Raw genomic sequence first — 23,137 nt, 5'->3', positions numbered from 1 at the left:
AAATGCATGTAAAAACGTACTTCTAAATAGAAGAAATTATGTTATAATGACTCTGTATGATACAAATACAGTATCCAGTTAAAAGGAGAATGAGATGAACAAATTAGAACTTCAGAAAAAAGCTGTAGAAGTTCGCAAGGGCATTGTTACAGGTGTATACAATGCAAAGAGCGGACATCCAGGCGGCTCATTATCGGCAGCAGACCTGTTTACTTATCTTTATTTCGAGGAGATGAATGTGGATCCTAAGAATCCTGAGGACGAGAATCGTGACAGATTCGTGCTCTCAAAGGGACACACAGCTCCGGGCTACTACGCAGCACTTGCGTTAAAAGGCTTTTTCCCAATAGAAGACTTAAAGACACTCAGACATGTTGGATCTTACCTTCAGGGACATCCTGACAAGAAGCACACTCCAGGAGTGGATATGTCATCAGGATCACTGGGACAGGGACTTTCAGTTGCAGTAGGTATGGCACTTGCAGCAAAGATGCAGGGCAAGGATTACAGAACATACTGTCTCTGCGGTGATGGAGAGATCCAGGAGGGACAGATATGGGAGGCAGCTATGTTCGCAGGACATAGAAAGCTTGACAATCTGTGCGTTATAGTAGATAACAACAATCTTCAGATTGACGGAACGGTTGAGGATGTATGTTCACCATATCCTATAGATGAGAAGTTCAAGGCATTCAACTTCCATGTTATCAATATCAATGGCAATGACTTTGACGAGATCGACAGGGCATTTGCTGAGGCAAAGTCCCACAAGGGTGAGCCTACAGCGATCATCGCCCACACGATCAAGGGCAAGGGTGTATCGTTCATGGAGGACAAGGCCGGCTGGCATGGAAAGGCTCCGAATGAAGAAGAGTATAAGATCGCCATGGAAGAACTTGAGAAGGAGGCTGCAGCATTATGATAGAGAATAAAGCAATCGCAACCAGAGAGAGCTATGGCAATGCCTTAGTAGAGATCGCAAAGGAACATGATGATCTTGTTGTTTTAGATGCAGACCTTGCAGAGGCAACCAAGACAGTTATTTTTAAGAAAGCTTATCCTGAGCGACACGTTGACTGTGGCATCGCGGAGGCGAACATGGCAGGAATAGCTGCCGGAATGTCAACATGCGGATATGTTCCATTTATGAGTTCATTTGCAATGTTCGCTGCAGGACGTGCATTTGAGCAGGTGAGAAATACTATCGGATATCCACATCTGAATGTGAAGATCGGTGCAACTCACGCAGGAATCTCAGTAGGTGAGGATGGAGCAACACATCAGTGCTGTGAGGATATCGCACTCATGAGAGAGATCCCGGGCATGGTTGTCATTAACCCATGTGACGATGTAGAGGCCAGAGCAGCAGTCAAGGCTGCATATGAGTATGTTGGACCTGTATATCTCAGATTTGGAAGACTGGCAGTTCCAGTACTCAATGATGAGAGCACATACAAGTTTGAGATTGGCAAAGGGGTTAAGCTCAAGGACGGCAAGGACATATCTATCATAGCTACAGGACTTTGTGTATCTGAGGCTGTGAAGGCTGTGGATATGCTCGCTGCTGATGGTATAGATGCAGAGATTATCAACATACACACTATCAAGCCTATCGATGAGGATATCATCGTAGAGACAGCTCAGAAGACAGGAAGAGTGTTTACAGTTGAGGAGCACTCCATCATAGGTGGCCTCGGAAGTGCTGTTGCAGAGGTGCTTGCTGAGAAGTGTCCTACAAAGCTGACAAGGATCGGTGTGAGAGATACATTCGGTGAGTCAGGCCCTGCAAAGGAACTGCTTCACAAGTATGAGCTTGATGCCGAGGGTATCTATAAGCAGATCAAGGCTGCACTGTAATCCTGATGCGATAATTTGGACTACATGGCAGATATATAAGCTGAAATAGCTGAGACTAAATATCTGCGAAAGACATAGAGCGTTATATACAGATGGGGGAGCCTGCCAGTGGCAGGCTCTTTCCATATATACGTATGGGTAGGCAGATGTCCGGTTAAACATACTTTGTACATCTGGCTGATACCAGACGTTACTATACACAAGGGCTGAAGACCAGATGAAACTGGAGAACTTTACAGAAGAGAGGTAGGAATCATATGGGCAGAGAGTATGTAGAGGAACTTAAGACACGTGTGCTCAGCGGTGGAGCGGAGATCACATATAATGAGGCTCTTAAGCTTGCACATGAGGATCTGGATATATTGGCGGCTTCAGCAAATGAGATAAGAGAGCATTTCTGCGGAGATCGGTGCGATGTGTGTTCGGTCATAAGCGTGAAGGAGGGCAGATGCACAGAGAACTGCAGATATTGTGCACAGTCCAGGATAGCGAAGAAGGATATACCAGAGATAAATCTGCTTGGCAATGGAGCGGTTACTGAGGGTGCATCGATTGACTATAACAAGGGAAGCTTCAGGTACTGCCTTGTGGCTGAGGGCAGGAGACTTTCAAAGCGTGAGTTAGAGCTTACAGAGAAAACAGTCCAGGATATACACGACAACGTGGATATTAATATATGTGCATCGTTTGGCTTGCTGGATCAGGAGGATTTCACGAAGCTAAAGAACGCGGGCTTATCGATGATACACAACAACCTTGAGACCTCTCCAGAATATTTTCCGGAGGTGTGTACCAGTCACACACAGGAACAGAAGAAGACGACAATACGCGCTGCAAAGGCTGCGGGACTCATGGTGTGCAGTGGCAGTCTGTTCGGCATGGGCGAGACACTTGAGGACAGGGTGGCGCTTGCATTTGAACTCAGAGAGCTTGGCGTGGATTCGGTTCCGATGAACCTCCTCAACCCGAGGGAGGGGACGCCGTTCTATGACAAGACACCTCTCACTGAGGAGGAGTACGTCAGAACGATAGCGGTTTACAGATTTGTAATGCCGAAAGTCATGATAAGGCTTGCTGCCGGACGCGGCAGATATGAGGACAACGGCGAGGCAGCACTTGCAGCCGGTGCAAACGCAGTCATAAGTGGAGACTTCCTGACCACCGATGGAACATCATTTGACCTTGACTTTGACATGATAAGAAGAAACGGATTTGTCACGGACAGAAAACATTCATAGACATTAGTGGGGGCTGTGCGCACGGCAATTGGATGAGAAGGATTAACAGCATGCAAATAAGAGAATATAACAGGCAGAATAAGTTTTAGAAGGAGAATTATATGAAGATTTATGACAGGATCATGGGACTTGGAACAAAGATGACAGACATGGATGCATCCACATACCAGGGAGCATTCATAGGAAAGATATCCTACACGGTAGATAGGGAGAAGGCAGAGGCTGCCGACAGCATCACATATGAGTATGGTGATGTTAAGGAGAACGCATTCATGTACATACTCTCTATCCTTGGAAAGGTAGAGGGAGAAGAGACTCCTGTTGAGAAGATGACCATCACACTCGTAAAAGCGTCTGACAAGGAGAAGGATATCAAGAGAGTGGAGAAGGCTGAGTATGAGGATGAGAAGCCGTTCCACACATTTACCAAGGAAGAGGTATATGCATTCAGCAAGGAGACAGGAGACGAGAATAAGATCCATCTCACAGACCATCCTGTAGTTCAGGGAATGCTGCTCTTACGCACTGCAGCATGTGCGCATGAGGATCTGAAGAGGCTTGACGTCAAGTTCGTGGAGCCTTCATACGCTGAGGAAGAACTCATGTGGGGCAGCAATGGAAGAGAATATGTGCTCTACGCAGATGGCTATGTGAAAGCCTCATTCAAGGTCGTAAAGTAATTAGAGCTTGACTTATAATTTCTGCAATTTATTGTTAGTAGCAAAAATAAAAGACCTTCGGTTCAGATAACACTGAACTGGAGGTCTCTTTATTAGTAGATCATATTACTGGATCTTGATAAAATCAGAACGCATATAGCCTGTTACAGTCTTTGATCCAATCTTGAATGATATTTTGTACCATGTCTCACCGTTTTTCTTCGCGCCACCTACGACATAAACCTTTCGTCCCTTGTAAAGCTCTGTTATAATGCCGTAGTTTGTCGATGGACCTCTGCGGACTCTCACTGCATAGTCGTTGACAGTGCCGATCACCACGGGAGTTCCTGAGACTGGCAATGAAGACATCTCTCCGTAATAAGTCTTTTTGTTATATGTAAGATATGCTCGTACGGTGTATGTATAGTACCTTGCGTCAACTGCAGCTCCGATGTATATATTCGATGATTCGCCGGTGAGCTTTTTCACTGCCGTATATTTTTTTGCACGTTTATCATATTTGTATACTACATATCCCGACGCGCCTTTGACTGGAGTCCATTTGGTGCATCTGTAGCCGCCGAGTGGCATATATTTGATGGCCGAAGGAGTAGCAGGCGTTGTGGCGGTTTTTAGAACCGTGTAAGCACTTCCTCCGGATACACCATCTTTCTTGATATATGCTCTGACAGCAAAAGCATAACTAGTTGTTGATTTGAGGTTGTTTGCTGTGTATGTGCATGTGGTGTTATCGGTTATCTTGGAGAGAAGGATGTAGCTCCTGGAGCTGCTGTCATATCTGTAAACAAGATATCCGGTTGCAGCAGGCACCTTGCTCCATGCAAATGAGATGGACTTGTCACTCCTTGATTTTGTGATAATCTTTGCCGGCGCAGCAGGACCTGAGTAAGCGCTTATAGCACTGCAGAGGTCTGTGTATCTCATAACTCCGTCTTTCTTGTAGTAAGCTCTTACAGAATAGCTGTACTGTGTGGCTGATTTGAGCCCAGTGTGTGTGTAGACAGTCTGGTCACCGCCCTTTACATTAGCTATTTTTGTCCATGTGGCAGTGTCCTTATCCCATGTATATACGAGATAGCCATTTACGTTATTTTCCTGATTCCATTTGATGCTTATGGAATTAGATGTTGATATGCGAACCTTAAGGCCGCTGACGAGTCCTGGATTTGTGGTTCCTGTTACAGCATTCGATACAACATGCAATATTGTACCTGACTCTGTGGTTGTATAGGCTCTGATCTTGTAGCTGTAGTCCGCACCTGCATTCAGATCCTTGTCGGTGTATGTCGTGGTGGTCGAGCTTGTCAGAGTCGTGATCGCCTCATATTTACCGGTAGAAGGGTTCAGTCTGTATATCCGGTATCCAGTAGCTGCCGTTATAGGACTCCATGAAAGTCTGATAGCACTGGCAGATGTGGCTGCCACCTTGAAGTTTTCTATATTGTCAGCGATGGTGATACCGGTGCAGGTGTCAGTGTATGTTCCATATACATTTCTTGAGTTCAACTTATAATAGCCGCGGACCTTGTATGTGTACTTCTTGCCGTCCTGAAGATTCTTGTCGGTAAATGTGACAGTGCTTGCACCCTTTGCAGTTCCAACGGCTACATATTTATTTTGGCTTTCATCGTAACGTACAATCTGGTATCCGTATACCTCAGGAATCTTGTTCCATGTGAGGGTTATGGATGAGTCTGTGGAAGTCTGCTGTACAAGTGAAGCCGGGGCAGCCGGGGTAGTTATATATCTGAAGTTCATGTCTGTGGCGCGGCCGATTCCCGCAACAGTTCCGTCTTCAGAATACTGCCAGTATGAGTGCTTAGCCTTGAGCGAGTCGGTGTCAGAGTCGCTGTAGAGCGCTGACCATACCGGGTATTTGTTATTTATGTTTGATATGTTCATATCATCGGTTATGACAGACTTGCTTGCGTACAGCATGCCTACATATCCTCTGATCTCTACTGCGGAGCAGAATGAGTTGATGACTGTTGTCGCTGCGCTCTTTGACAGATTCGCATTGTACAGCCTTCCGGTAATTCCAACTCCTTCCTCCCATGCATATTCATAGTCCATTACAATAGGAAGGTTGATGTTATAGCCGGATATGAGATTCATAGTGTATGCGGCTTCTGCCTTAGCCTCTGAAGAGTTGATGGCCTGTGAGTAGAAATAGACACCTACATCTAGACCAGCGGCTATCGCGCCCTTGAGATTTTCTCTGTAATTTGCGTCTACATAGAATTTGCCTGAACCGTAGTAGCGTCCGCCGACACGGATAAATGCAAAGGTTATGCCAGAGGCTTTTACCTTTTTCCAGTTTATCGAGCCATTCCATTCTGATACATCTATTCCCTTTTGAATCTTGTAACCCTTGAACTGGGCTGCATGGGTATAATTGGAAGGGGAAACAGGTAAGGCTCCCTGTGTGTTGAAAGATCCTGAGGAGATAAAATCCTGTGTGGTGTCTATAGATTGTTGGATATCGGCGAATGCAGGTTGTATATCAGTGCCAGTAGCTGCGTATGAAGTATTGTTTGGTGCAGCCATTGCGGCAAGAATGGCAACGCTGAGAGCTCCCCCTAGTATTGTTCTGATTAGTTTTTTGCGAATCATGTAAACCCTCCGAAATGTTAGTTATTAATTGTTGTTAACATAATAGTTCTTTTGTTTTTATATGTCAATAAAAACGATGGTAATTGTTACAAAAATATTACAAAATAGTTCTGGAATGGTAAAAAATGGGTAAATATTCATTCAAAAGGTATAAACGGTAATGTTTTACGTATGAAATGAATATATAGTATGTTATACTGTAATAGATTTTACGGCACTATTATTAAAAAAGGATGAAGCGTTCCGAAAAGGAGATAAAATTGGACGAAAAGATAGGATTTGGCTGCTCTCTGAAAAATATGTTTGTCGGCGTTGTAAAGCCGGAGGCATATATGAAAAATGGACAGAGTGGAAAGACATGGCATGCAGTGATGGTCGTATTGGGTATGAGCATCATACTCTATCTATTTACATTTTGGCTGCCATATAACAAGCTATTTGGAAATGGAAGATTGGCCAGGACTGTGGATGAGGCGGTGAAAGATTTTGCACTCAGCAATGACGGATTTTATTATGAAGGACGTTACCAGTGGTCTGATGATGAGAATATGACATACATACTAGTGGATACATCCATAAAGGATTCCTCTGCAAAAGAGATAGAGTCCCTTAGAAAAGAAAATGTCTATACCACGGTTTTTGTTGTGACAGGGGCAGAAATACTATCAATGGAAAATGGAAGAATGAGTACCATAAAAGCGAAGGATCTGTACGAGGCATTAAATGAGGTTTATCATGCTAGCTCATTTGGAAAACAGGATATATTGGATATTATAAATAAATGGGACACACCGGTTCTGACCGCATTGTATATAGGAAATGTGATAGGTGGAATAATAAAGACGTTTTGGGTTTCGTTTATAGTGGCGATAGTAGGCTTGATAGTTTCGTCAGCCCTTAAACTTAAAGTCTCACTTGGGGCTGTGTACAGAGCAGCTTTGTATATAAGATCACTCTGGTATCCAATACTACTGTTGATATCCACATATGTGTGGCCGGCAAAGAAAACTTTGATGACACTAACATTTATGATATGTGCAGCATATATGTTTATGGCGATATATAGATATAATGCTCAGAATCCGGGGGAGCTGAGAGGTAAGGCAACAATGCTTTCAGGCAGTCAGCAGCCGAATTTATAACCTGGACAGACAGGTATATTAAAGCAAAAAATATAACATATAAAACAACAATAGGAGGAGTATCACAATGAATTTGAGAAAAACAAAGATTATCTGTACACTTGGACCAGCAACAGATGATGACGAGGTGCTTAGAAAACTTATGCTTGAGGGAATGGATGTCGCCAGGTTCAATTTTTCTCATGGAGATCATGCTCAGCATAGAAAAAATAAGGACAGAATAGAGAAACTTAGAGATGAGCTGGGATTGCCTGTTGCAACGCTGCTCGATACAAAGGGACCTGAGATCCGTGTTGGAGATTTTAAGGAAGGCAAAGTTGAGCTTGTTGAGGGACAGACTTTTACCCTCACAACGGATGATGTCCTTGGAGATCAGGCAAAGGTGTCCATAACCTACAAGAATCTTGTGAATGATGTAAAGCCGGGTGACATCATACTTATAGATGACGGACTTATCAATATGAAGATAGAGAAGGTGACAGGAACGGAGATCGTGTGCCGTGTTGAAAATGGCGGACCTGTCTCAAACCACAAGGGTGTCAACGTTCCTAGAGTCAACCTCACCATGCCGTACATCAGCGATGTGGACAGAGAGGATATAATATTTGGAATCAAGAACGACTTTGACTTTATAGCTGCTTCATTTGTCAGATCTGCGGATGATATCCTGGAGATAAGAAAGATACTTGATGAGTATGAGTGCGACAATATCAACATCATTGCAAAGATTGAGAATATGCAGGGTGTTGACAACATAGATGAGATAATCAGAGTCTCAGATGGTATCATGGTTGCCAGAGGAGATATGGGCGTTGAGATCCCTCTTGAGGACGTGCCTATCATCCAGAAGATGATCATAAAGAAGGTTTACAATGCAGATAAGCAGGTCATAACTGCAACTCAGATGCTCGACTCAATGATGATACATCCAAGACCGACGAGAGCTGAGGCTACAGATGTTGCAAATGCTATATATGACGGAACCAGTGCGATCATGCTCTCAGGAGAGACTGCCGCAGGAAAGTATCCTGTGGAGGCACTTCACACGATGAAGACCATAGCAGAGAGAGCAGAGATGGATATTGATTACAACAAGCGTTTCTTCAGTCGTGATGCGGTTCAGAACCCAGACATAACAAGCGCCATATCACATGCTACATGTACAACAGCGATAGATCTTGCAGCAGCAGCTATAATCACCGTTACAAAGTCAGGTAAGACGGCAAGAATGCTTTCAAAGTACAGACCAAAGTGCCCTATCATCGGATGTACACCGGTACCAAAAGTTGCGCGTCAGATAAATCTGTCATGGGGAGTACAGCCTCTTGTTATAAAGGAAGAGAACAACACTGACGATCTGTTCGAGCATTCAGTTGATGCGGCAAAGAGAAACGGATACGTTAAGGATGGCGAGGTGGTTGTAATAACAGCCGGAGTTCCTCTTGGAGTTACAGGTACGACAAACCTCATCAAGGTGCACGTTGTAGGACATATCCTTGTGAAAGGATTCTCGATAAATGAGAGATCTGTCACAGCACCGTTATGTGTATGTGAGACAGAGGATGATCTGATCAAGAATTATAAAGATGGAGATATCATAGTTATAAGCGAGACAAGCAACAGGATAATGGATCAGCTCAAGACAGCATCAGCCATTGTCTGTGAGAAGAATGGTGGCAACTCACATGCAGCCATCGTTGGTCTCAGCAGAGATATCCCAGTTATCCTGGGTGCCCAGAATGCAACCAAGATCCTGAAGTCAGGTTCCATAGTTACAGTAAATGGCGAAGATGGAGTTGTGATATCCAACTAAATATTCATCGGTACTTGAAAAGAATAAAACTAAAGATGTAACAAAAAATTAACAGAATATAAATACAAATGTATAAAACAACCTCCTCCTGTGTTGACAAAGGTAACAGTTATTGCTATACTACAATGGATTTGTAACAAAAACGTAATAATTGTTGCGATATGAAGATGCACAGGAGGTTTTATTATGTACAAGTCAAAATCAATAAAAAAGACCATCGTCGTGGCTGCGGCTGCAGGAATGCTCATAACGACGTCACTCGGAACGGTAAGCGCAAGCCAACTGCTTAACGATTCAACGGTTGGCATCTCGTCGGCATTTGACAAGTACGCCAGCTCGCTTGCGGGTGGGGCAGATAAAGATACAGACAGTTCGCAGAAAAATGTTGCAACAGCGTCTGATGCGGCAAAGCCAGTTTCAGGAAGCTCCACAAAAGACGATATAGTTGCCGCCGACAAAAAAACGGACGGAGATAAAAGCGAGACAAAGAAGATAAAGAAGATAAAGTATCCTCAGTTTGAGGACAGGTGTATAGCGGTAACAGATGACTATGTCAACATCAGATCTGCGGCTGGAATAGATTCAGACGTGGTAGGTATCATAGGAAACGCTGGTGTTGCAGACGTAGTTGAGAAAGGTAAGGAGTGGACTAAGGTGTCATCAGGCAACTGCGTTGGATACATAAGAAATGACCTTCTTCTGTACGGCGATGATGCAGGAGAGTACGCAGAGGCAAACTGTAGCAAGATGGCCACAGTCAACACAGAGACACTGAATGTCAGGGAGCAGGCTGATACATCAGCTGACTGCATAACACAGGTTGGAGCAGGACAGAGCTTTGACATACTCTCGCAGACGGATAAGTGGGTGCAGATTGCTCTTGACGACCAGACCAGCGGATATGTGAGTGCGGATTATATAGAGTATACATACAAGCTAGATGAGGCAAAGACTCTTGAGGAGCTTCAGGCGGAGATCCAGGCACAGGAGAATGCACAGAAGCAGGCAGAAGAGGATGAGGCGGACGCATGCGAGACACAGGATGCAACTGATGCTCAAGATACTTCGGATGATCAGGGCACAGATGATGCCCATGATACATATGACAATCAAGACACAGATGATGATTCATATGATGGAGATTCGGGTACTGATGGCCAGTATGATTATGATCAGGATTCAGACGACAGCCAGGATGCTTCGGATGGTCAGGGTTCGTCAGATGGCGATGACGGCAGTGACACAACGGCAGCACCTAGCGGCCAGACCGGTATAGATCTTGCAAATTATGCTACACAGTTTGTCGGTAATCCATATGTATATGGTGGATCAAGCCTTACAGATGGTGCGGACTGCTCAGGATTTGTAATGGCAGTATATGCACAGTTCGGTTATTCACTTCCACATTCGGCGGGTGCACAGTCAGGCTATGGAACCAGAGTGGATACAGCGAGCCTTGAGCCGGGAGATATACTATTCTATGGATACGACGGATCGATAGAGCATTGTGCGATCTATATAGGAGACGGCATGATAGTCCATGCAAGTACAGAGGAGACCGGTATCAAGATATCATCAGCATTCTACAGCACGCCTATATGTGCGGTGAGACTGCTAGGTCAGTAAAACTGTATACTGATAAAATGTGTTCATTCATTGTTCAATATGGCGGAAACAAAGCATTTTCAACAAAACAATGTGAACAATATGCACATTAAATTCTGCCAAATATATTGAAAAAAAGACTGTTTATGGTATAATAAATATATCAATTTGGATTTTATCCAAAAAAGAAGGAGTTGGGCATCATGAATTACATAATCAGCGGTAAGAACATTGAAGTTACAGAAGGACTTAGAAATGCAGTACAGGATAAGCTCTCAAAGCTTGAGAAGTACTTTGCAGCTGACACTGGCGCACAGGTCACATTCAGCGTGGAGAAAGATAGACAGAAGATAGAAGTAACCATTCCTATGAAGGGACACATCATCAGAGCAGAACAGGTAAGTGATGATATGTATGTTTCAATCGACCTTGTTGTAGAGGTTATCGAGAGACAGGTTACAAAGCATCGCAAGAAGCTCATAGATAAGGAGCAGAATGTGGCGTATCTCAATGAAGCTTTCGTGGATGAGGACATAGAGGATGATGATGATATCAAGATCGTCAGAACAAAGAAGTTCGCAGTTAAGCCTATGTATCCTGAGGATGCATGCATTCAGATGGATCTTCTGGGACACAATTTTTATGTATTTAGAAACGCAGAGACAGACGAAGTGAATGTTGTATATAAGAGAAAGGGCAACACATATGGTCTCATCGAGCCAGAGTTCTAAAGATGTTCGAAGCATGATTAGAATATGATCAAGATAATAATCAAGATAAGAACAGAACATGATCGAGAGATGTTTTCAATATAAGAACTGCTAAACAGATCAGTAGACATATTACTAAACAAACATATTAACAAGTAATAAAGAACTAATTAAAATCTAATAAAAAAGTAATAAATAAGGGGACTTTCCTGCTTGGGAGGTCTCCTTTTTGCTTGATATAAATAGCATAAGATGTTAGAATGTACCCTGAATAACGATAGCTAGGAGGTCAAAAACAACATGGGTTTGTTTGAGAAAATATTTGGAACGCACAGCGAGAAGGAACTTAAAAAGATAGGACCTATCGTTGATGCAATAGAGGCACTTGATGAAAAGATGCAGGCGCTTTCGGATGAAGAGCTGAAGGCAAAGACACAGGAGTTTAAAGACAGGCTTGCAGCTGGAGAGACGCTGGATGATATATTGGTGGAGGCATTTGCAGTTGTGAGAGAGGCTGCATACCGTGTGCTTGGAATGAAGCACTACAGAGTACAGCTTATCGGTGGTATCGTTCTCCATCAGGGAAGAATCGCTGAGATGAGAACTGGTGAAGGTAAGACACTGGTATCAACACTCCCAGCTTATCTGAATGCCCTGGAAGGAAAGGGTGTCCATGTTGTTACAGTCAATGACTACCTGGCAAAGCGAGATGCAGAGTGGATGGGACAGGTTCATGAATTCCTTGGACTCAAGGTTGGTATCATCTTGAACAGTTCAACTACAGATGAGAGACGTGATGCATACAACTGTGATATTACCTATGTAACAAACAATGAGCTTGGATTTGACTATTTGAGAGATAACATGGTCATATATAAGGAGAAGCTGGTTCTCAGAGATCTGCACTACTGTGTAATCGATGAGGTCGACTCAGTTCTTATCGATGAGGCTCGTACACCTCTTATCATATCAGGTCAGAGTGGCAAGTCTACAGAGCTCTACAAGATGTGTGATTATCTTGCAAGACAGATGAAGCGCGGCGAGGGCGATGGAGAGATATCCAAGATGGATATGCTCATGAAGACAGCGGTTGAAGAAGATGGAGATTTCCTTGTAAATGAGAAAGATAAATACGTTATGCTCACAGCGAACGGTGTCAAGATGGTTGAGCAGTTCTTCCATATAGATAACCTGTCAGATCCTGAGAATATGGAGATACAGCACAACATTATCTTGGCTCTCCGTGCACACAACCTCATGTTCAGAGACAGGGATTACGTTGTAAAGGATGATGAAGTTCTCATAGTTGACGAGTTTACCGGACGTATCATGCCGGGACGTCGTTTCTCCGATGGACTGCATCAGGCTATAGAGGCAAAGGAGAATGTGAAGGTAAAGAGAGAGAGTAAGACTCTTGCAACCATCACGTTCCAGAATTTTTTCAATATGTTTGACAAGAAAGCAGGTATGACTGGTACAGCGCAGACAGAGGAAGAGGAGTTCAGAGAGATATACGGTATGGATGTTGTTGTCATTCCAACAAACAGACCTATCCAGAGAATAGACCAGCCGGATTCTATATTTAAGACAAAGAAGGAGAAGCTGGATGCCATAGTTGAACAGATCAACCTCAGTTACAGAAAAGGACAGCCGGTCCTTGTCGGTACTATCAATATCGATGCATCTGAGGAATTGAGTCACCTGCTCACAAAGAAGAAAGTTCCTCATAAGGTTCTTAATGCGAAGTTCCACGAGCTTGAGGCTGAGATAGTAGCGGATGCAGGTCAGAAGAATGCCGTAACTATCGCAACAAACATGGCAGGACGTGGTACTGATATCAAGCTTGGGGAGGGCGTTGCCGAACTTGGCGGACTTAGGATCATAGGTACAGAGAGACATGAGTCGAGACGAATAGACAACCAGCTCCGAGGACGTTCAGGACGTCAGGGAGATCCGGGTGAGTCAAAGTTCTACCTTTCACTTGAAGACGATCTCATGAGACTTTTCGGTTCAGAGAGAGTTATGAGCGTGTATGATACGCTGAAGATACCAGAGGGTGAGGAGATAGAGCACAAGACTATATCAAACTTCGTTGAGAAGGCACAGAAGAAGATTGAAGGCAACAACTTTGCCATCAGAAAGAATCTTCTCGAATACGACAGAGTTAATAACGAGCAGAGAGAGATCATATACAAGGAGCGTAGAAGAGTTCTTGACGGCGAGAACATGCATGAGGTAATACTCAAGATGATCAAGGATGATATAGGCGCTGCTGTTGACCAGATTTGCTCATCCGAGAGTGCTCCGGAGGAGTGGAATCAGGTAGAACTGGACGATATGATAAGAAACATAGTTCCATTTGCGGAGCCTGTCACACTCACAGATGAGGAGATAAGAAAAGCTGACATAAAGGAACTTAAAGAGAGACTTATTAATGAAGCACTTGAGCTTTATGCTGATAAGGAAAAGGAGATCAATGATCCGGATCAGATGAGAGAGATCGAGCGAGTTATTCTCTTAAAAACCATAGATAGAAAGTGGACAGATCACATCGATGATATGGATAATCTCAGACAGGGTATTGGACTCAGATCCCTCGGACAGAGAGATCCTGTAGTGGAGTACAAGTTTGCCGGATATGACATGTTCAACGAGATGACAGCAGCCATCCGTGAGGAGACAGTCAGACTTCTGTACAGAATAAAGGTTGAGCAGAAGATAGAGAGAGAAGAGGTAAATAAGGTTACAGGAACAAACAAGGACGATACAGCGTCCAAGGGACCTGTGAAGAAGGCAAAGAAGATCGGCAGAAATGATCTTTGCCCATGCGGAAGTGGTCTCAAGTATAAGAATTGCTGCGGCAAGAATGCATAATAAGATATACAGGAGAAGCTGAGTGATAGAGATAGATGAGTTCAGAGCAGCTATGGCTTCCTACAAGGAGCCTCTTGAGGAGGTCAAGTCGTCTCTGGATATTGAAAATAAGACAGACAGAATAGCAAAACTTAATTATGAGATGGAGCAGCCGTCTTTTTGGGATGATGTAGACAGATCTAGGGAGGTGTCACGGGAACTGAAGAACCTCCAGGATCTGGTGGACAATTACAAAAAGCTTGAGAATGACTATTTAGATATAGATACCCTCATACTCATGGCTGAGGAGGAGAACGATTCAAGCCTTATACCGGAGATAGGGGAACAGATAGACATATTCAAGAAAGAATTTGAAGAGTACAGGATCAACCTGCTTTTCACGGATGAGTTTGATGACTGCAATGCTGTTCTCACTCTTCATTCGGGAGAGGGTGGTACGGAGTCGTGCGACTGGGCGAGCATGCTTTACAGAATGTATACCAGATGGGCAGAAAAGCACGGCATGAGCGTTGAGGTACTTGATTTTCTTGAAGGTGACGAGGCTGGAATAAAGTCGGTTACCATACAGATAAATGGACCACATGCATACGGGTATCTCAAGTCCGAGAAGGGAGTTCACAGACTTGTCAGGATATCTCCGTTCAACTCTGCGGGTAAGAGAATGACCTCGTTTGCATCGTGTGATGTTATACCTGATATAGAACAGGATCTGGAGATAGAAATCAGGGATGAAGATATACGAATTGATACCTACAGATCAAGCGGAGCCGGTGGCCAGCATATCAACAAAACATCATCAGCCATCAGAATCACACATTTTCCTACAGGAATAGTGGTTCAGTGCCAGAATGAGAGATCGCAGTTAATGAATAAGAACAAGGCCATGCAGATGTTGAAGTCCAAGCTGTATCTTCTGAAGAAACAGGAAAATCTGGAAAGAATATCGGATATCCGCGGAGAAGTTACCGACAATGGATTTGGAAGTCAGATCAGGTCGTATGTGTTGCAGCCATACACCATGGTCAAGGATAAGAGAACATCTTATGAGAATTCCAATGTGTCGGCGGTTCTCGATGGTGATTTGGACGGCTTTATGACTGCATATCTAAAGTGGGTGAACAGAGTTGAGGTGTGATAAGATAGTCTACCATATATAATTTATATATACTGTTAGAAATTATGCTTTGACAATGACGCTTTATACTGATAAAGTAATGACGTATTAAATTTACATGATGAATATGCAGGTTGATACATAAAATATTTACAAAAACACATAAGTAAGACGCAATAAAAGATAAAAGAGGAAGATAAGGAGAATAAGGGACATGGTGAATATAGCAGTATTAGGTTATGGTACAGTTGGCTCAGGAGTTGTGGAAGTGATTAACACCAACCATGATATTGTTAATAAGAGAGCTGGGCAGGAGATAAATGTAAAGAGGGTACTTGATCTCAGAACATTTCCAGGGGATCCTGTTGAGAACATTCTCACCCATGATTTTGAGGACATACTAAACGATGACGAGATCAGCGTTGTGGTAGAGGTAATGGGAGGCGTTGAGCCGGCATATACATTTGTCAAGAAATGTCTTCTTGCGGGCAAGAGTGTTGCAACATCAAACAAGGAGCTCGTTGCAGTTCATGGCCCTGAACTTTTAAAAATTGCCAGAGAGGGCAATATCAATTTCTTCTTTGAGGCGTCAGCCGGCGGCGGAATACCTGTTATACGACCACTCAACACATCCATCACAGCAGATGATGTGACAGAGATCACAGGAATACTTAATGGTACGACTAATTACATTCTCACCAAGATGGACAAAGAGGGTGCAGATTATGCTACTGTGTTAAAACAGGCACAGGATCTTGGTTATGCAGAGCGCAATCCAGAGGCAGATGTAGAGGGCGGTGATGCATGCAGAAAGATAGCGATACTTACATCTCTTGTGTATGGAAAGAATCTGGATTACAACAGGATACACATGGAGGGAATAACAAAGATAACAACAGATGATTTCAAATATGCGGATAAGATGGGATATTCAGTCAAACTTGTTGGTACAACGAGAAAGACAGATGGCAAGCTTTACTCATACGTTGCACCGGTCATGCTTCCGCATGATAATCCGCTCGCGAAGATAGATGATGTATACAATGGTATACTTGTGCACGGAAATGCTCTTGACGATGTAATGTTCTATGGAAAGGGTGCAGGAAAACTTCCTACAGCATCTGCGGTTGTATCAGATGTTATAGACGCAGTCAGAAATATGGGAAGAAATGTCCCGATCATTTGGGATGATGAGGAGCTTGAGATGGGGGCATTTGAGGACTCGGTAAGCAGATTCTTCATAAGAACAGAGGAGAAGGACGAGGATGCGATAAAGGCGGTATTTGGTGAAGTAGAGTACGTTGATTCTGATCTGAATGAGAAAGCATTTGTCACAGCAGTTATCACTGAGGGCAAATTTGAGACATGTTGCAATAAGATCGGTGTAAAGAGTGCTCTCAGAGTGCTCGATTAGTACAATATTATGCAAAGCTCTTGAAATCCTAGTGGAATTGAGTTATTTTACAAAAGGCTTATTTCTCTCTGCGGATATGATCTTTATATACGCAGGGCGTTGAATATACAAATTTTCAAACGAGCGATCAGGAGGACAATATGTTAATAGTAAAGAAGTTTGGTGGTACTTCTGTAGGAAATACCGAAAGAATCTTTAACGTGGCCAAAAGATGTATCGAGGACTGGCAGAAGGGGAACGACGTTGTTGTAGTACTGTCTGCTATGGGTAAATACACAGATGAGCTGATAGATATGGCAAAGCAGGTAAATGAAAATCCTCCTAAGAGAGAGATGGATATGCTTTTCACTATCGGAGAGCAGATGTCTGTATCACTTATGGCTATGGCAATGAATTCATTGAAGGTTCCGGCAATATCGCTCAACGCATTCCAGGTGGCAATGCATACGACTTCAGTATACGGTAATGCACGTCTGAAGAGAATTGATGTCGAGAGGATCAGACATGAACTTGAGCAGAGAAAGATAGTTATAGTTACAGGATTCCAGGGAATCAACAAGTATGATGATTACACAACCCTTGGCCGCGGTGGCTCAGATACAACAGCTGTTGCGCTTGCAGCGGCACTTAACGCTGATGCGTGTGAGATCTATACAGATGTGGATGGAGTATACACAGCAGATCCACGTAAGGTAAAGAACGCACGTAAATTGGATACAATAACATACGATGAGATGCTTGAGCTTGCTACACTTGGGGCAGGCGTTCTGCACAACCGTTCAGTTGAGCTCGCCAAGAAGTTTGGTGTTCAGTTGGTTGTTCGTTCAAGTCTCAATTTTTCAGAAGGTACAATAGTTAAGGAGGATACTGGGATGGAGAAGATGTTGGTTAGTGGTGTTGCGTCAGATACAGACTCAGCAAGAGTAGCAGTAGTAGGACTGGAGGATACACCGGGGGTTGCATTTAGGCTTTTCAATCTGCTCGCAAAGAACGATATTAATATAGATATGATCCTGCAGTCGGTAGGAAGACACGGAACAAAGGATATCACATTTACATGCAGCGATGAGAACGCAGACAGAGCAGAGGAGATCATCAAGAACAACATCGGTAAGTACGAGAGCATTGATGTAAACAAGAATGTTGCAAAGGTTTCTATCGTTGGTGCAGGAATGCAGTCAAATGCAGGTGTTGCAGCAAAGATGTTCGAAGCACTCTATGATGAGAATATCAATATCAGAATGATATCAACATCAGAGATCAGAGTTACTGTACTCATTGATGAGCAGTATACAGAACGCGCCATGAATGCAATTCATGACAAGTTCGCTCTCGGCGATCGTTAATTGTTATAGAACCAATAAAGTCCTGTTATATTAGGATAGTATATACGCCGGGGGAAACTCCGGCGTATATTATCATGAGGACTCTCCCGCCCTCAAGGCGGGAGAGTCCTCGTGATAAAGCAGACGCCGCGCGGAGCGCCTAAAAATGCGTCTGCCCCCGTATGAGGAGAATGTAATGAATTTAGGAAGGAGTTCAGGGTATGAAGAGAGCAGATTATATATCGTGGGATCAGTATTTTATGGGAATAGCTATGATGTCCGCGGAGAGAAGTAAAGATCCGTCTACGCAGGTTGGGGCATGTATAGTAGATAAGAATAATAGAATTCTGTCGATGGGATATAATGGAATGCCGGCGGGATGTGATGATGACGCTATGCCGTGGGGAAAAGTGGGAAATCCACTGGACAACAAATACTTCTATGTGTGCCATGCGGAACTGAATTCCATTCTTAATTACAGAGGTGGAAATCTAAAAGATGCCATTATATATTCGACACTGTTTCCTTGCAATGAGTGTGCCAAAGCAATCATTCAGTGCGGCATCAAGGAAGTTGTATACATGTCGGACAAGTATGCTTCCACGGACAGCACAATAGCGTCAAAGAGAATGTTTGACATGGCTGGGGTGAAGTACAGACAGTTTGAGTCTAAAGGAAAAAAGATCACTCTGGATCTTTAGAGTACGGATCAATTTGTGTATGTATAACAGACAGGAGATAGACTAGTGATCATAGAGAGTAATAGCAGAGAAGAGACATATAAAGTTGGAATACAGCTTGGCAAAGATGCTGTTTCCGGACAGGTGTACTGTATATACGGTGACTTGGGTGTGGGAAAGACTATCATATCCCAGGGCGTGGCGGCAGGCCTTGGCATAACCGAAGTCGTAAACAGCCCTACGTTTACAATAGTGAAAGAATATGATGAGGGAAGGCTTCCGCTGTATCATTTTGACGTGTACAGAATCGGTGATGTTGACGAGATGGATGAGGTAGGATATAACGAAATGATATACGGGGAAGGTGTATGCCTGATAGAGTGGGCAAACCTTATAGAAGAAATACTGCCTGATGATTACACCAGGATAGATATAGAGAAAGATTTGAACAAAGGCCTTGATTACAGGCGTATCACAATAGAAGAGAGGCATGCTCACAGATGAAGATTTTAGCATTTGATAGTTCAGGATTGGTTGCGTCGGTCGCAATAGTCCAGGATGATAATTTAATTGCGGAATATACGACAAACTACAAAAAAACACATTCACAGACACTTCTGCCTATGCTGGATGAGATCGTGAAGATGACAGAGACGGACAAGGAAAGCTTTGATGCACTTGCAGTCGCTGCAGGACCAGGCTCATTTACAGGACTCAGAATAGGCTCAGCCACTGTAAAAGGACTTGCTTTGGCATGGAATATTCCAGTCATTGCGGTTCCGACACTGGAAGGCCTTGCCTATAACATGTGGGGAAGCAGCAGGCTGATATGTCCTATCATGGATGCGAGAAGAAAACAGGTGTATACTGCACTCTACAGATTTGACAAAGCGGATCGTCTTGAGACAATTTTTAAACAGACGCCTATGGATATTATAGAGCTTATCACGCTGTTGAATGACAGAAATGAGGAGGTCGTATTTGTGGGAGATGGAATAGATGTGTATTCTCAGACCATAAAGGAGAATATAAAGGTTCCATATGCATTTGCACCTGCACATATGAACAAACAGAGAGCAGGCTCGGTGGCTGCTGCAGCACAGATAAGATTTGCTGATGGAAAGTATCAGAACGGCGATGATTTTGCCCCTGAATATCTCAGACAGTCTCAAGCGGAACGGGAGAGAACAGAGAAAGAAAAGGCAGTATTAGAGAAGAAAGTAGACTAGGTTTATATACTTTGACAGATAGCCATAGCTTTTCTGACTTTGACGGTGAGTGATACAGAGATGAATGATATAGAGAAGATAAAAAATATAGCTGCACTGGAGTGCGAAGCTTTTTCAAATCCGTGGACCTTGGAAATGATACAGTCCTCCATGGCATCAGACTTTGACCACGTGGAAGTAATGGAGAAAGATGGAATATTTCAAGGGTACATCATATATTCTGTGGTATGTGATTCGGCGGATCTCCTGAGGGTGGCGGCAAAGTCGGAATATAGACGTCAGGGTATCGGAACCAGCCTTATGGAGATGATGATAAAAGACTGTGAAAAATCGGGCGTTCAGAATATATTTCTGGAGGTAAGGCAGTCAAATGCACCGGCGATCGGGATGTATGGCAGGTTCGGATTTCAGGAAATCTCTAGAAGAAAAAGATACTACACGTCCCCGGTTGAAGATGGTATAGTCATGCAGAAAGAAATGAGCATATAGAATATGACAGAAAAATATGGAAAAATAATGAAAAAGACTGAAATAAAACCGAAAGAAAACGAAAAATATATAAATAACTAGAAATAAATAAAAACGACAGGACGATGGAAAACATTGTCGGTATATTATATGCATGATCTGGCTTATAATCAGAAACATGATACAGGCGGGAAATAGCCGGATAGGAGAATAGTATGAGTGAGATCAGATGTAATATGTGTGGAAGAAAGATTGTATTTGGAGAAAAACACGATAAAGAGGACTATGTTCTTATTCAGAAAGAATGGGGATATTTTTCAGACAAGGATGGCAAGAAATACACATTGAGAATGTGTGAGAACTGTTACGATAAGCTTGTTGCAGCTTGTGTTATACCTCCGGAAATAGAAAATGTGACAGAGTACGCATGATGTAAGGCGCACTGTGACAGAAATGGAGAAAGAACATGATAGATGTATGTCTTTTGGGAACAGGGGGGATGATGCCGCTTCCATACAGGGCGCTCACATCCCTCGTGGTCAGATATAATGGGCATGAGATGCTGATAGATTGCGGAGAGGGAACACAGACTTCTATGCGTCAGCAGGGAACAATTGGGTTTAAGCAGATAGACGTTATATGTTTTACCCATTTTCATGCAGATCATATAAGCGGGCTTCCTGGACTGCTGCTGACTATCGGCAACGCAGAAAGGACTGAGCCTCTGCTCATGGTAGGTCCAAAACGGCTTGAGAAGGTTGTAAATTCACTCCGGGTCATAGCACCGGAACTTCCATTTGAGATAAAATTCCAGGAACTTTCGGAAGCGGAGGAGTCATTTGAATGGCAGGATATCAGAGTAGATGCATTCAGGGTAAATCATAACGTGACTTGTTATGGATATTCGATGACACTTCCCAGAACTGGTAAGTTCAGCGTGGACAGAGCCAAGGAGAATGATATCCCAATGAAATACTGGAACGGTCTACAGAAGGGAAATACCTACGAAGTGGACGGCCATGTATACACGCCGGATATGGTGCTTGGACCTGAAAGAAAGGGGCTTAAGCTTACATATTGTACAGACACAAGACCTACACCCCTTATAGAAAAATATGCTGAGGGTTCCGATCTATTTATATGTGAGGGAATGTACGGTGAGAAGGAGAAAGAGATAAAGGCTGTTGAGCATAAGCATATGATGATGCAGGAGGCTGCAAATATAGCGGCAGAGGCAGATGTCGGAGAGCTGTGGCTTACGCATTATAGTCCTTCTATGGCTAAGCCGGCAGTGTTCATGGATGAGATCCGGTCGATCTTCCCTAGAACAATAGCAGCAAAAGACAGGACAACGACAACCTTGAAGTTCTCGGAAAATGAATAGCAGAAGTTTATTGTGGCGGGAAAACACAGAAAAATGTATAGAAGCTGTTTGTAAAGTTTATGATCATGGCAGATTATATATATGATTGTATAAAATCGCGTATAGACAAGGGTGAGATGAATTATGGAAAAAGAAGTAAAAATACTGGCTATAGAATCGTCGTGTGATGAGACATCTGCGGCGGTAGTCGTCAACGGAAGAGAAGTATTGTCAAATGTGATATATTCCCAGATAGACATACACACACTATATGGCGGAGTTGTCCCAGAGATTGCATCGAGAAAGCATATAGAGAAGATAACCCAGGTTATCAGACAGGCGTTAAAAGAGGCGGGCTGTACACTCGATGATATAGATGCGGTTGCGGTAACATATGGACCGGGACTTGTGGGGGCGCTTCTTGTGGGTGTAGGGGCTGCAAAGGCCATTGCTTTTGCAAAGAATATACCATTGGTCGGAGTGCATCATATAGAAGGGCATATTGCGGCAAATTATATAGAGAACAGGGATCTGGAGCCACCATTTATGTGCCTTGTAGTGTCAGGAGGACATACACATCTCGTAAAGGTAGTGGATTATGGAAAGTTCGAGATTTTGGGAGTAACTAGAGATGATGCAGCAGGAGAAGCATTTGACAAGGTGGCGCGTGCAATAGGGTTGGGGTATCCGGGCGGACCTAAGATAGATCGCAAGGCGAAGGAAGGAAATCCAGATGCCATAGAGTTTCCAAGGGCAAAGGTTGCAGAGTCGGTGTATGATTTCAGCTTTAGTGGACTCAAATCAGCTGTGCTCAACTACATAAATCAGGCTCATATGAGGAATGAGTACATAAATGAGGCTGATGTTGCAGCGTCGTTCCAGAAGGCGGTCACAGAGGTGCTGACGGAGCATGCTGTAGCAGCTGCAAAAGAATTTAAGATGGACAAAATAGCTATAGCAGGGGGAGTTGCGTCCAATTCTGCCCTGAGAGCCAGCATGAAGACAGCCTGTG

At 43.5% G+C, this 23,137-nt stretch carries 20 protein-coding genes (1 of these 20 running past the window's edge); 19 read left to right on the top strand and 1 reads right to left on the bottom strand.

Going from position 1 to position 23,137, the window contains the following annotated elements:
• The first annotated feature begins 94 nt into the window (after positions 1–94).
• The 4 genes from NQ536_RS10100 to NQ536_RS10085 all read left to right on the top strand — a co-directional run bounded on the left by NQ536_RS10100 (position 95) and on the right by NQ536_RS10085 (position 3,775).
• On the top strand, positions 95–922 hold the full coding sequence (locus NQ536_RS10100) for a transketolase (RefSeq protein ID WP_004850272.1): 828 nt from the start codon (positions 95–97) through the stop codon (positions 920–922).
• Positions 919–1,857 (top strand): transketolase family protein, encoded by a 939-nt coding sequence (locus NQ536_RS10095; RefSeq protein ID WP_004850274.1) that lies wholly within the window; start codon positions 919–921, stop codon positions 1,855–1,857. The genes NQ536_RS10100 and NQ536_RS10095 overlap by 4 nt, the downstream gene beginning before the upstream one ends.
• A gap of 257 nt (positions 1,858–2,114) precedes the next feature.
• The gene (gene bioB, locus NQ536_RS10090) at positions 2,115–3,095 is read left to right on the top strand and encodes a biotin synthase BioB (protein WP_004850276.1); all 981 of its coding nucleotides are present in this window, start codon (positions 2,115–2,117) and stop codon (positions 3,093–3,095) included.
• Between the two features lie 101 nt (positions 3,096–3,196).
• On the top strand, positions 3,197–3,775 hold the full coding sequence (locus NQ536_RS10085) for a hotdog family protein (protein WP_004850277.1): 579 nt from the start codon (positions 3,197–3,199) through the stop codon (positions 3,773–3,775).
• Positions 3,776–3,880: 105 nt separating this feature from the next.
• Here NQ536_RS10085 and NQ536_RS10080 read toward each other — a convergent pair whose 3' ends face one another.
• The gene (locus NQ536_RS10080) at positions 3,881–6,388 is read right to left on the bottom strand and encodes a GH25 family lysozyme (RefSeq protein WP_004850280.1); all 2,508 of its coding nucleotides are present in this window, start codon (positions 6,386–6,388) and stop codon (positions 3,881–3,883) included.
• Positions 6,389–6,648: 260 nt separating this feature from the next.
• Between NQ536_RS10080 and NQ536_RS10075 the strand changes: the two genes are divergently transcribed.
• The 15 genes from NQ536_RS10075 to tsaD all read left to right on the top strand — a co-directional run.
• Entirely contained in the window at positions 6,649–7,530 is an 882-nt protein-coding gene (locus NQ536_RS10075) for a DUF1189 family protein (protein ID WP_044997845.1), read from the top strand.
• A gap of 67 nt (positions 7,531–7,597) precedes the next feature.
• Entirely contained in the window at positions 7,598–9,343 is a 1,746-nt protein-coding gene (gene pyk, locus NQ536_RS10070; protein ID WP_004850285.1) for a pyruvate kinase, read from the top strand.
• Positions 9,344–9,529: 186 nt separating this feature from the next.
• Positions 9,530–10,969, top strand: coding sequence for a C40 family peptidase (locus NQ536_RS10065; protein ID WP_004850287.1), 1,440 nt, complete (start codon positions 9,530–9,532; stop codon positions 10,967–10,969).
• A gap of 182 nt (positions 10,970–11,151) precedes the next feature.
• Positions 11,152–11,679, top strand: coding sequence for a ribosome hibernation-promoting factor, HPF/YfiA family (gene hpf, locus NQ536_RS10060; RefSeq protein WP_004850288.1), 528 nt, complete (start codon positions 11,152–11,154; stop codon positions 11,677–11,679).
• 279 nt (positions 11,680–11,958) lie between these two features.
• Complete coding sequence (gene secA, locus NQ536_RS10055) at positions 11,959–14,532, top strand: preprotein translocase subunit SecA (protein WP_004850290.1); 2,574 nt, start codon at positions 11,959–11,961, stop codon at positions 14,530–14,532.
• 22 nt (positions 14,533–14,554) lie between these two features.
• A complete protein-coding gene (gene prfB, locus NQ536_RS10050; RefSeq protein ID WP_004850291.1) occupies positions 14,555–15,667 on the top strand; it encodes a peptide chain release factor 2 in 1,113 nt (370 codons plus the stop codon).
• A gap of 193 nt (positions 15,668–15,860) precedes the next feature.
• Positions 15,861–17,060 carry a homoserine dehydrogenase gene (locus NQ536_RS10045; protein ID WP_004850293.1) on the top strand — a complete coding sequence of 400 codons (1,200 nt, stop codon included), beginning with the start codon at positions 15,861–15,863 and terminating at the stop codon, positions 17,058–17,060.
• Positions 17,061–17,200: 140 nt separating this feature from the next.
• Positions 17,201–18,406: an aspartate kinase gene (locus tag NQ536_RS10040; RefSeq protein ID WP_004850295.1), complete on the top strand. Its 1,206-nt coding sequence runs from the start codon at positions 17,201–17,203 to the stop codon at positions 18,404–18,406.
• A 200-nt stretch (positions 18,407–18,606) separates the two neighbouring features.
• A complete protein-coding gene (locus NQ536_RS10035; RefSeq protein WP_004850296.1) occupies positions 18,607–19,086 on the top strand; it encodes a deoxycytidylate deaminase in 480 nt (159 codons plus the stop codon).
• Positions 19,087–19,131: 45 nt separating this feature from the next.
• On the top strand, positions 19,132–19,569 hold the full coding sequence (gene tsaE, locus NQ536_RS10030) for a tRNA (adenosine(37)-N6)-threonylcarbamoyltransferase complex ATPase subunit type 1 TsaE (protein ID WP_004850298.1): 438 nt from the start codon (positions 19,132–19,134) through the stop codon (positions 19,567–19,569).
• Positions 19,566–20,294 carry a tRNA (adenosine(37)-N6)-threonylcarbamoyltransferase complex dimerization subunit type 1 TsaB gene (gene tsaB / locus NQ536_RS10025; RefSeq protein ID WP_004850300.1) on the top strand — a complete coding sequence of 243 codons (729 nt, stop codon included), beginning with the start codon at positions 19,566–19,568 and terminating at the stop codon, positions 20,292–20,294. The genes tsaE and tsaB overlap by 4 nt, the downstream gene beginning before the upstream one ends.
• A gap of 45 nt (positions 20,295–20,339) precedes the next feature.
• Entirely contained in the window at positions 20,340–20,783 is a 444-nt protein-coding gene (gene rimI, locus NQ536_RS10020) for a ribosomal protein S18-alanine N-acetyltransferase (protein ID WP_227135102.1), read from the top strand.
• Positions 20,784–20,977: 194 nt separating this feature from the next.
• Positions 20,978–21,193, top strand: a complete 216-nt coding sequence (locus NQ536_RS10015) for a hypothetical protein (RefSeq protein WP_004850304.1) — start codon at positions 20,978–20,980, stop codon at positions 21,191–21,193.
• A gap of 35 nt (positions 21,194–21,228) precedes the next feature.
• Entirely contained in the window at positions 21,229–22,146 is a 918-nt protein-coding gene (locus NQ536_RS10010; protein ID WP_004850306.1) for a ribonuclease Z, read from the top strand.
• 123 nt (positions 22,147–22,269) lie between these two features.
• Positions 22,270–23,137, top strand: the 5' portion of a protein-coding gene (gene tsaD / locus NQ536_RS10005) for a tRNA (adenosine(37)-N6)-threonylcarbamoyltransferase complex transferase subunit TsaD (RefSeq protein ID WP_004850308.1). It continues 155 nt past the right edge of the window; the window shows 868 of its 1,023 coding nt (coding positions 1–868); it begins with the start codon at positions 22,270–22,272; the stop codon falls past the right edge of the window.

Source organism: Coprococcus eutactus, assembly GCF_025149915.1.
In the GTDB taxonomy this organism is placed as follows: Bacteria; Bacillota; Clostridia; order Lachnospirales; family Lachnospiraceae; genus Coprococcus; species Coprococcus eutactus.
This window is presented reverse-complemented; position numbering and strand designations above follow the sequence as displayed.

What these genes read in the sequence shown, in the direction of transcription:
- bioB (WP_004850276.1), top strand. Translation starts at nt 2,115, where the DNA reads ATGGGCAGAGAGTATGTAGAGGAACTTAAGACACGTGTGCTCAGCGGT.
- NQ536_RS10045 (WP_004850293.1), top strand. Translation starts at nt 15,861, where the DNA reads ATGGTGAATATAGCAGTATTAGGTTATGGTACAGTTGGCTCAGGAGTT.
- secA (WP_004850290.1), top strand. Translation starts at nt 11,959, where the DNA reads ATGGGTTTGTTTGAGAAAATATTTGGAACGCACAGCGAGAAGGAACTT.
- NQ536_RS10100 (WP_004850272.1), top strand. Translation starts at nt 95, where the DNA reads ATGAACAAATTAGAACTTCAGAAAAAAGCTGTAGAAGTTCGCAAGGGC.
- hpf (WP_004850288.1), top strand. Translation starts at nt 11,152, where the DNA reads ATGAATTACATAATCAGCGGTAAGAACATTGAAGTTACAGAAGGACTT.
- pyk (WP_004850285.1), top strand. Translation starts at nt 7,598, where the DNA reads ATGAATTTGAGAAAAACAAAGATTATCTGTACACTTGGACCAGCAACA.
- NQ536_RS10065 (WP_004850287.1), top strand. Translation starts at nt 9,530, where the DNA reads ATGTACAAGTCAAAATCAATAAAAAAGACCATCGTCGTGGCTGCGGCT.
- NQ536_RS10040 (WP_004850295.1), top strand. Translation starts at nt 17,201, where the DNA reads ATGTTAATAGTAAAGAAGTTTGGTGGTACTTCTGTAGGAAATACCGAA.
- tsaB (WP_004850300.1), top strand. Translation starts at nt 19,566, where the DNA reads ATGAAGATTTTAGCATTTGATAGTTCAGGATTGGTTGCGTCGGTCGCA.
- NQ536_RS10010 (WP_004850306.1), top strand. Translation starts at nt 21,229, where the DNA reads ATGATAGATGTATGTCTTTTGGGAACAGGGGGGATGATGCCGCTTCCA.
- NQ536_RS10080 (WP_004850280.1), bottom strand. Translation starts at nt 6,388, where the DNA reads ATGATTCGCAAAAAACTAATCAGAACAATACTAGGGGGAGCTCTCAGC.
- NQ536_RS10085 (WP_004850277.1), top strand. Translation starts at nt 3,197, where the DNA reads ATGAAGATTTATGACAGGATCATGGGACTTGGAACAAAGATGACAGAC.
- NQ536_RS10035 (WP_004850296.1), top strand. Translation starts at nt 18,607, where the DNA reads ATGAAGAGAGCAGATTATATATCGTGGGATCAGTATTTTATGGGAATA.
- NQ536_RS10095 (WP_004850274.1), top strand. Translation starts at nt 919, where the DNA reads ATGATAGAGAATAAAGCAATCGCAACCAGAGAGAGCTATGGCAATGCC.
- NQ536_RS10015 (WP_004850304.1), top strand. Translation starts at nt 20,978, where the DNA reads ATGAGTGAGATCAGATGTAATATGTGTGGAAGAAAGATTGTATTTGGA.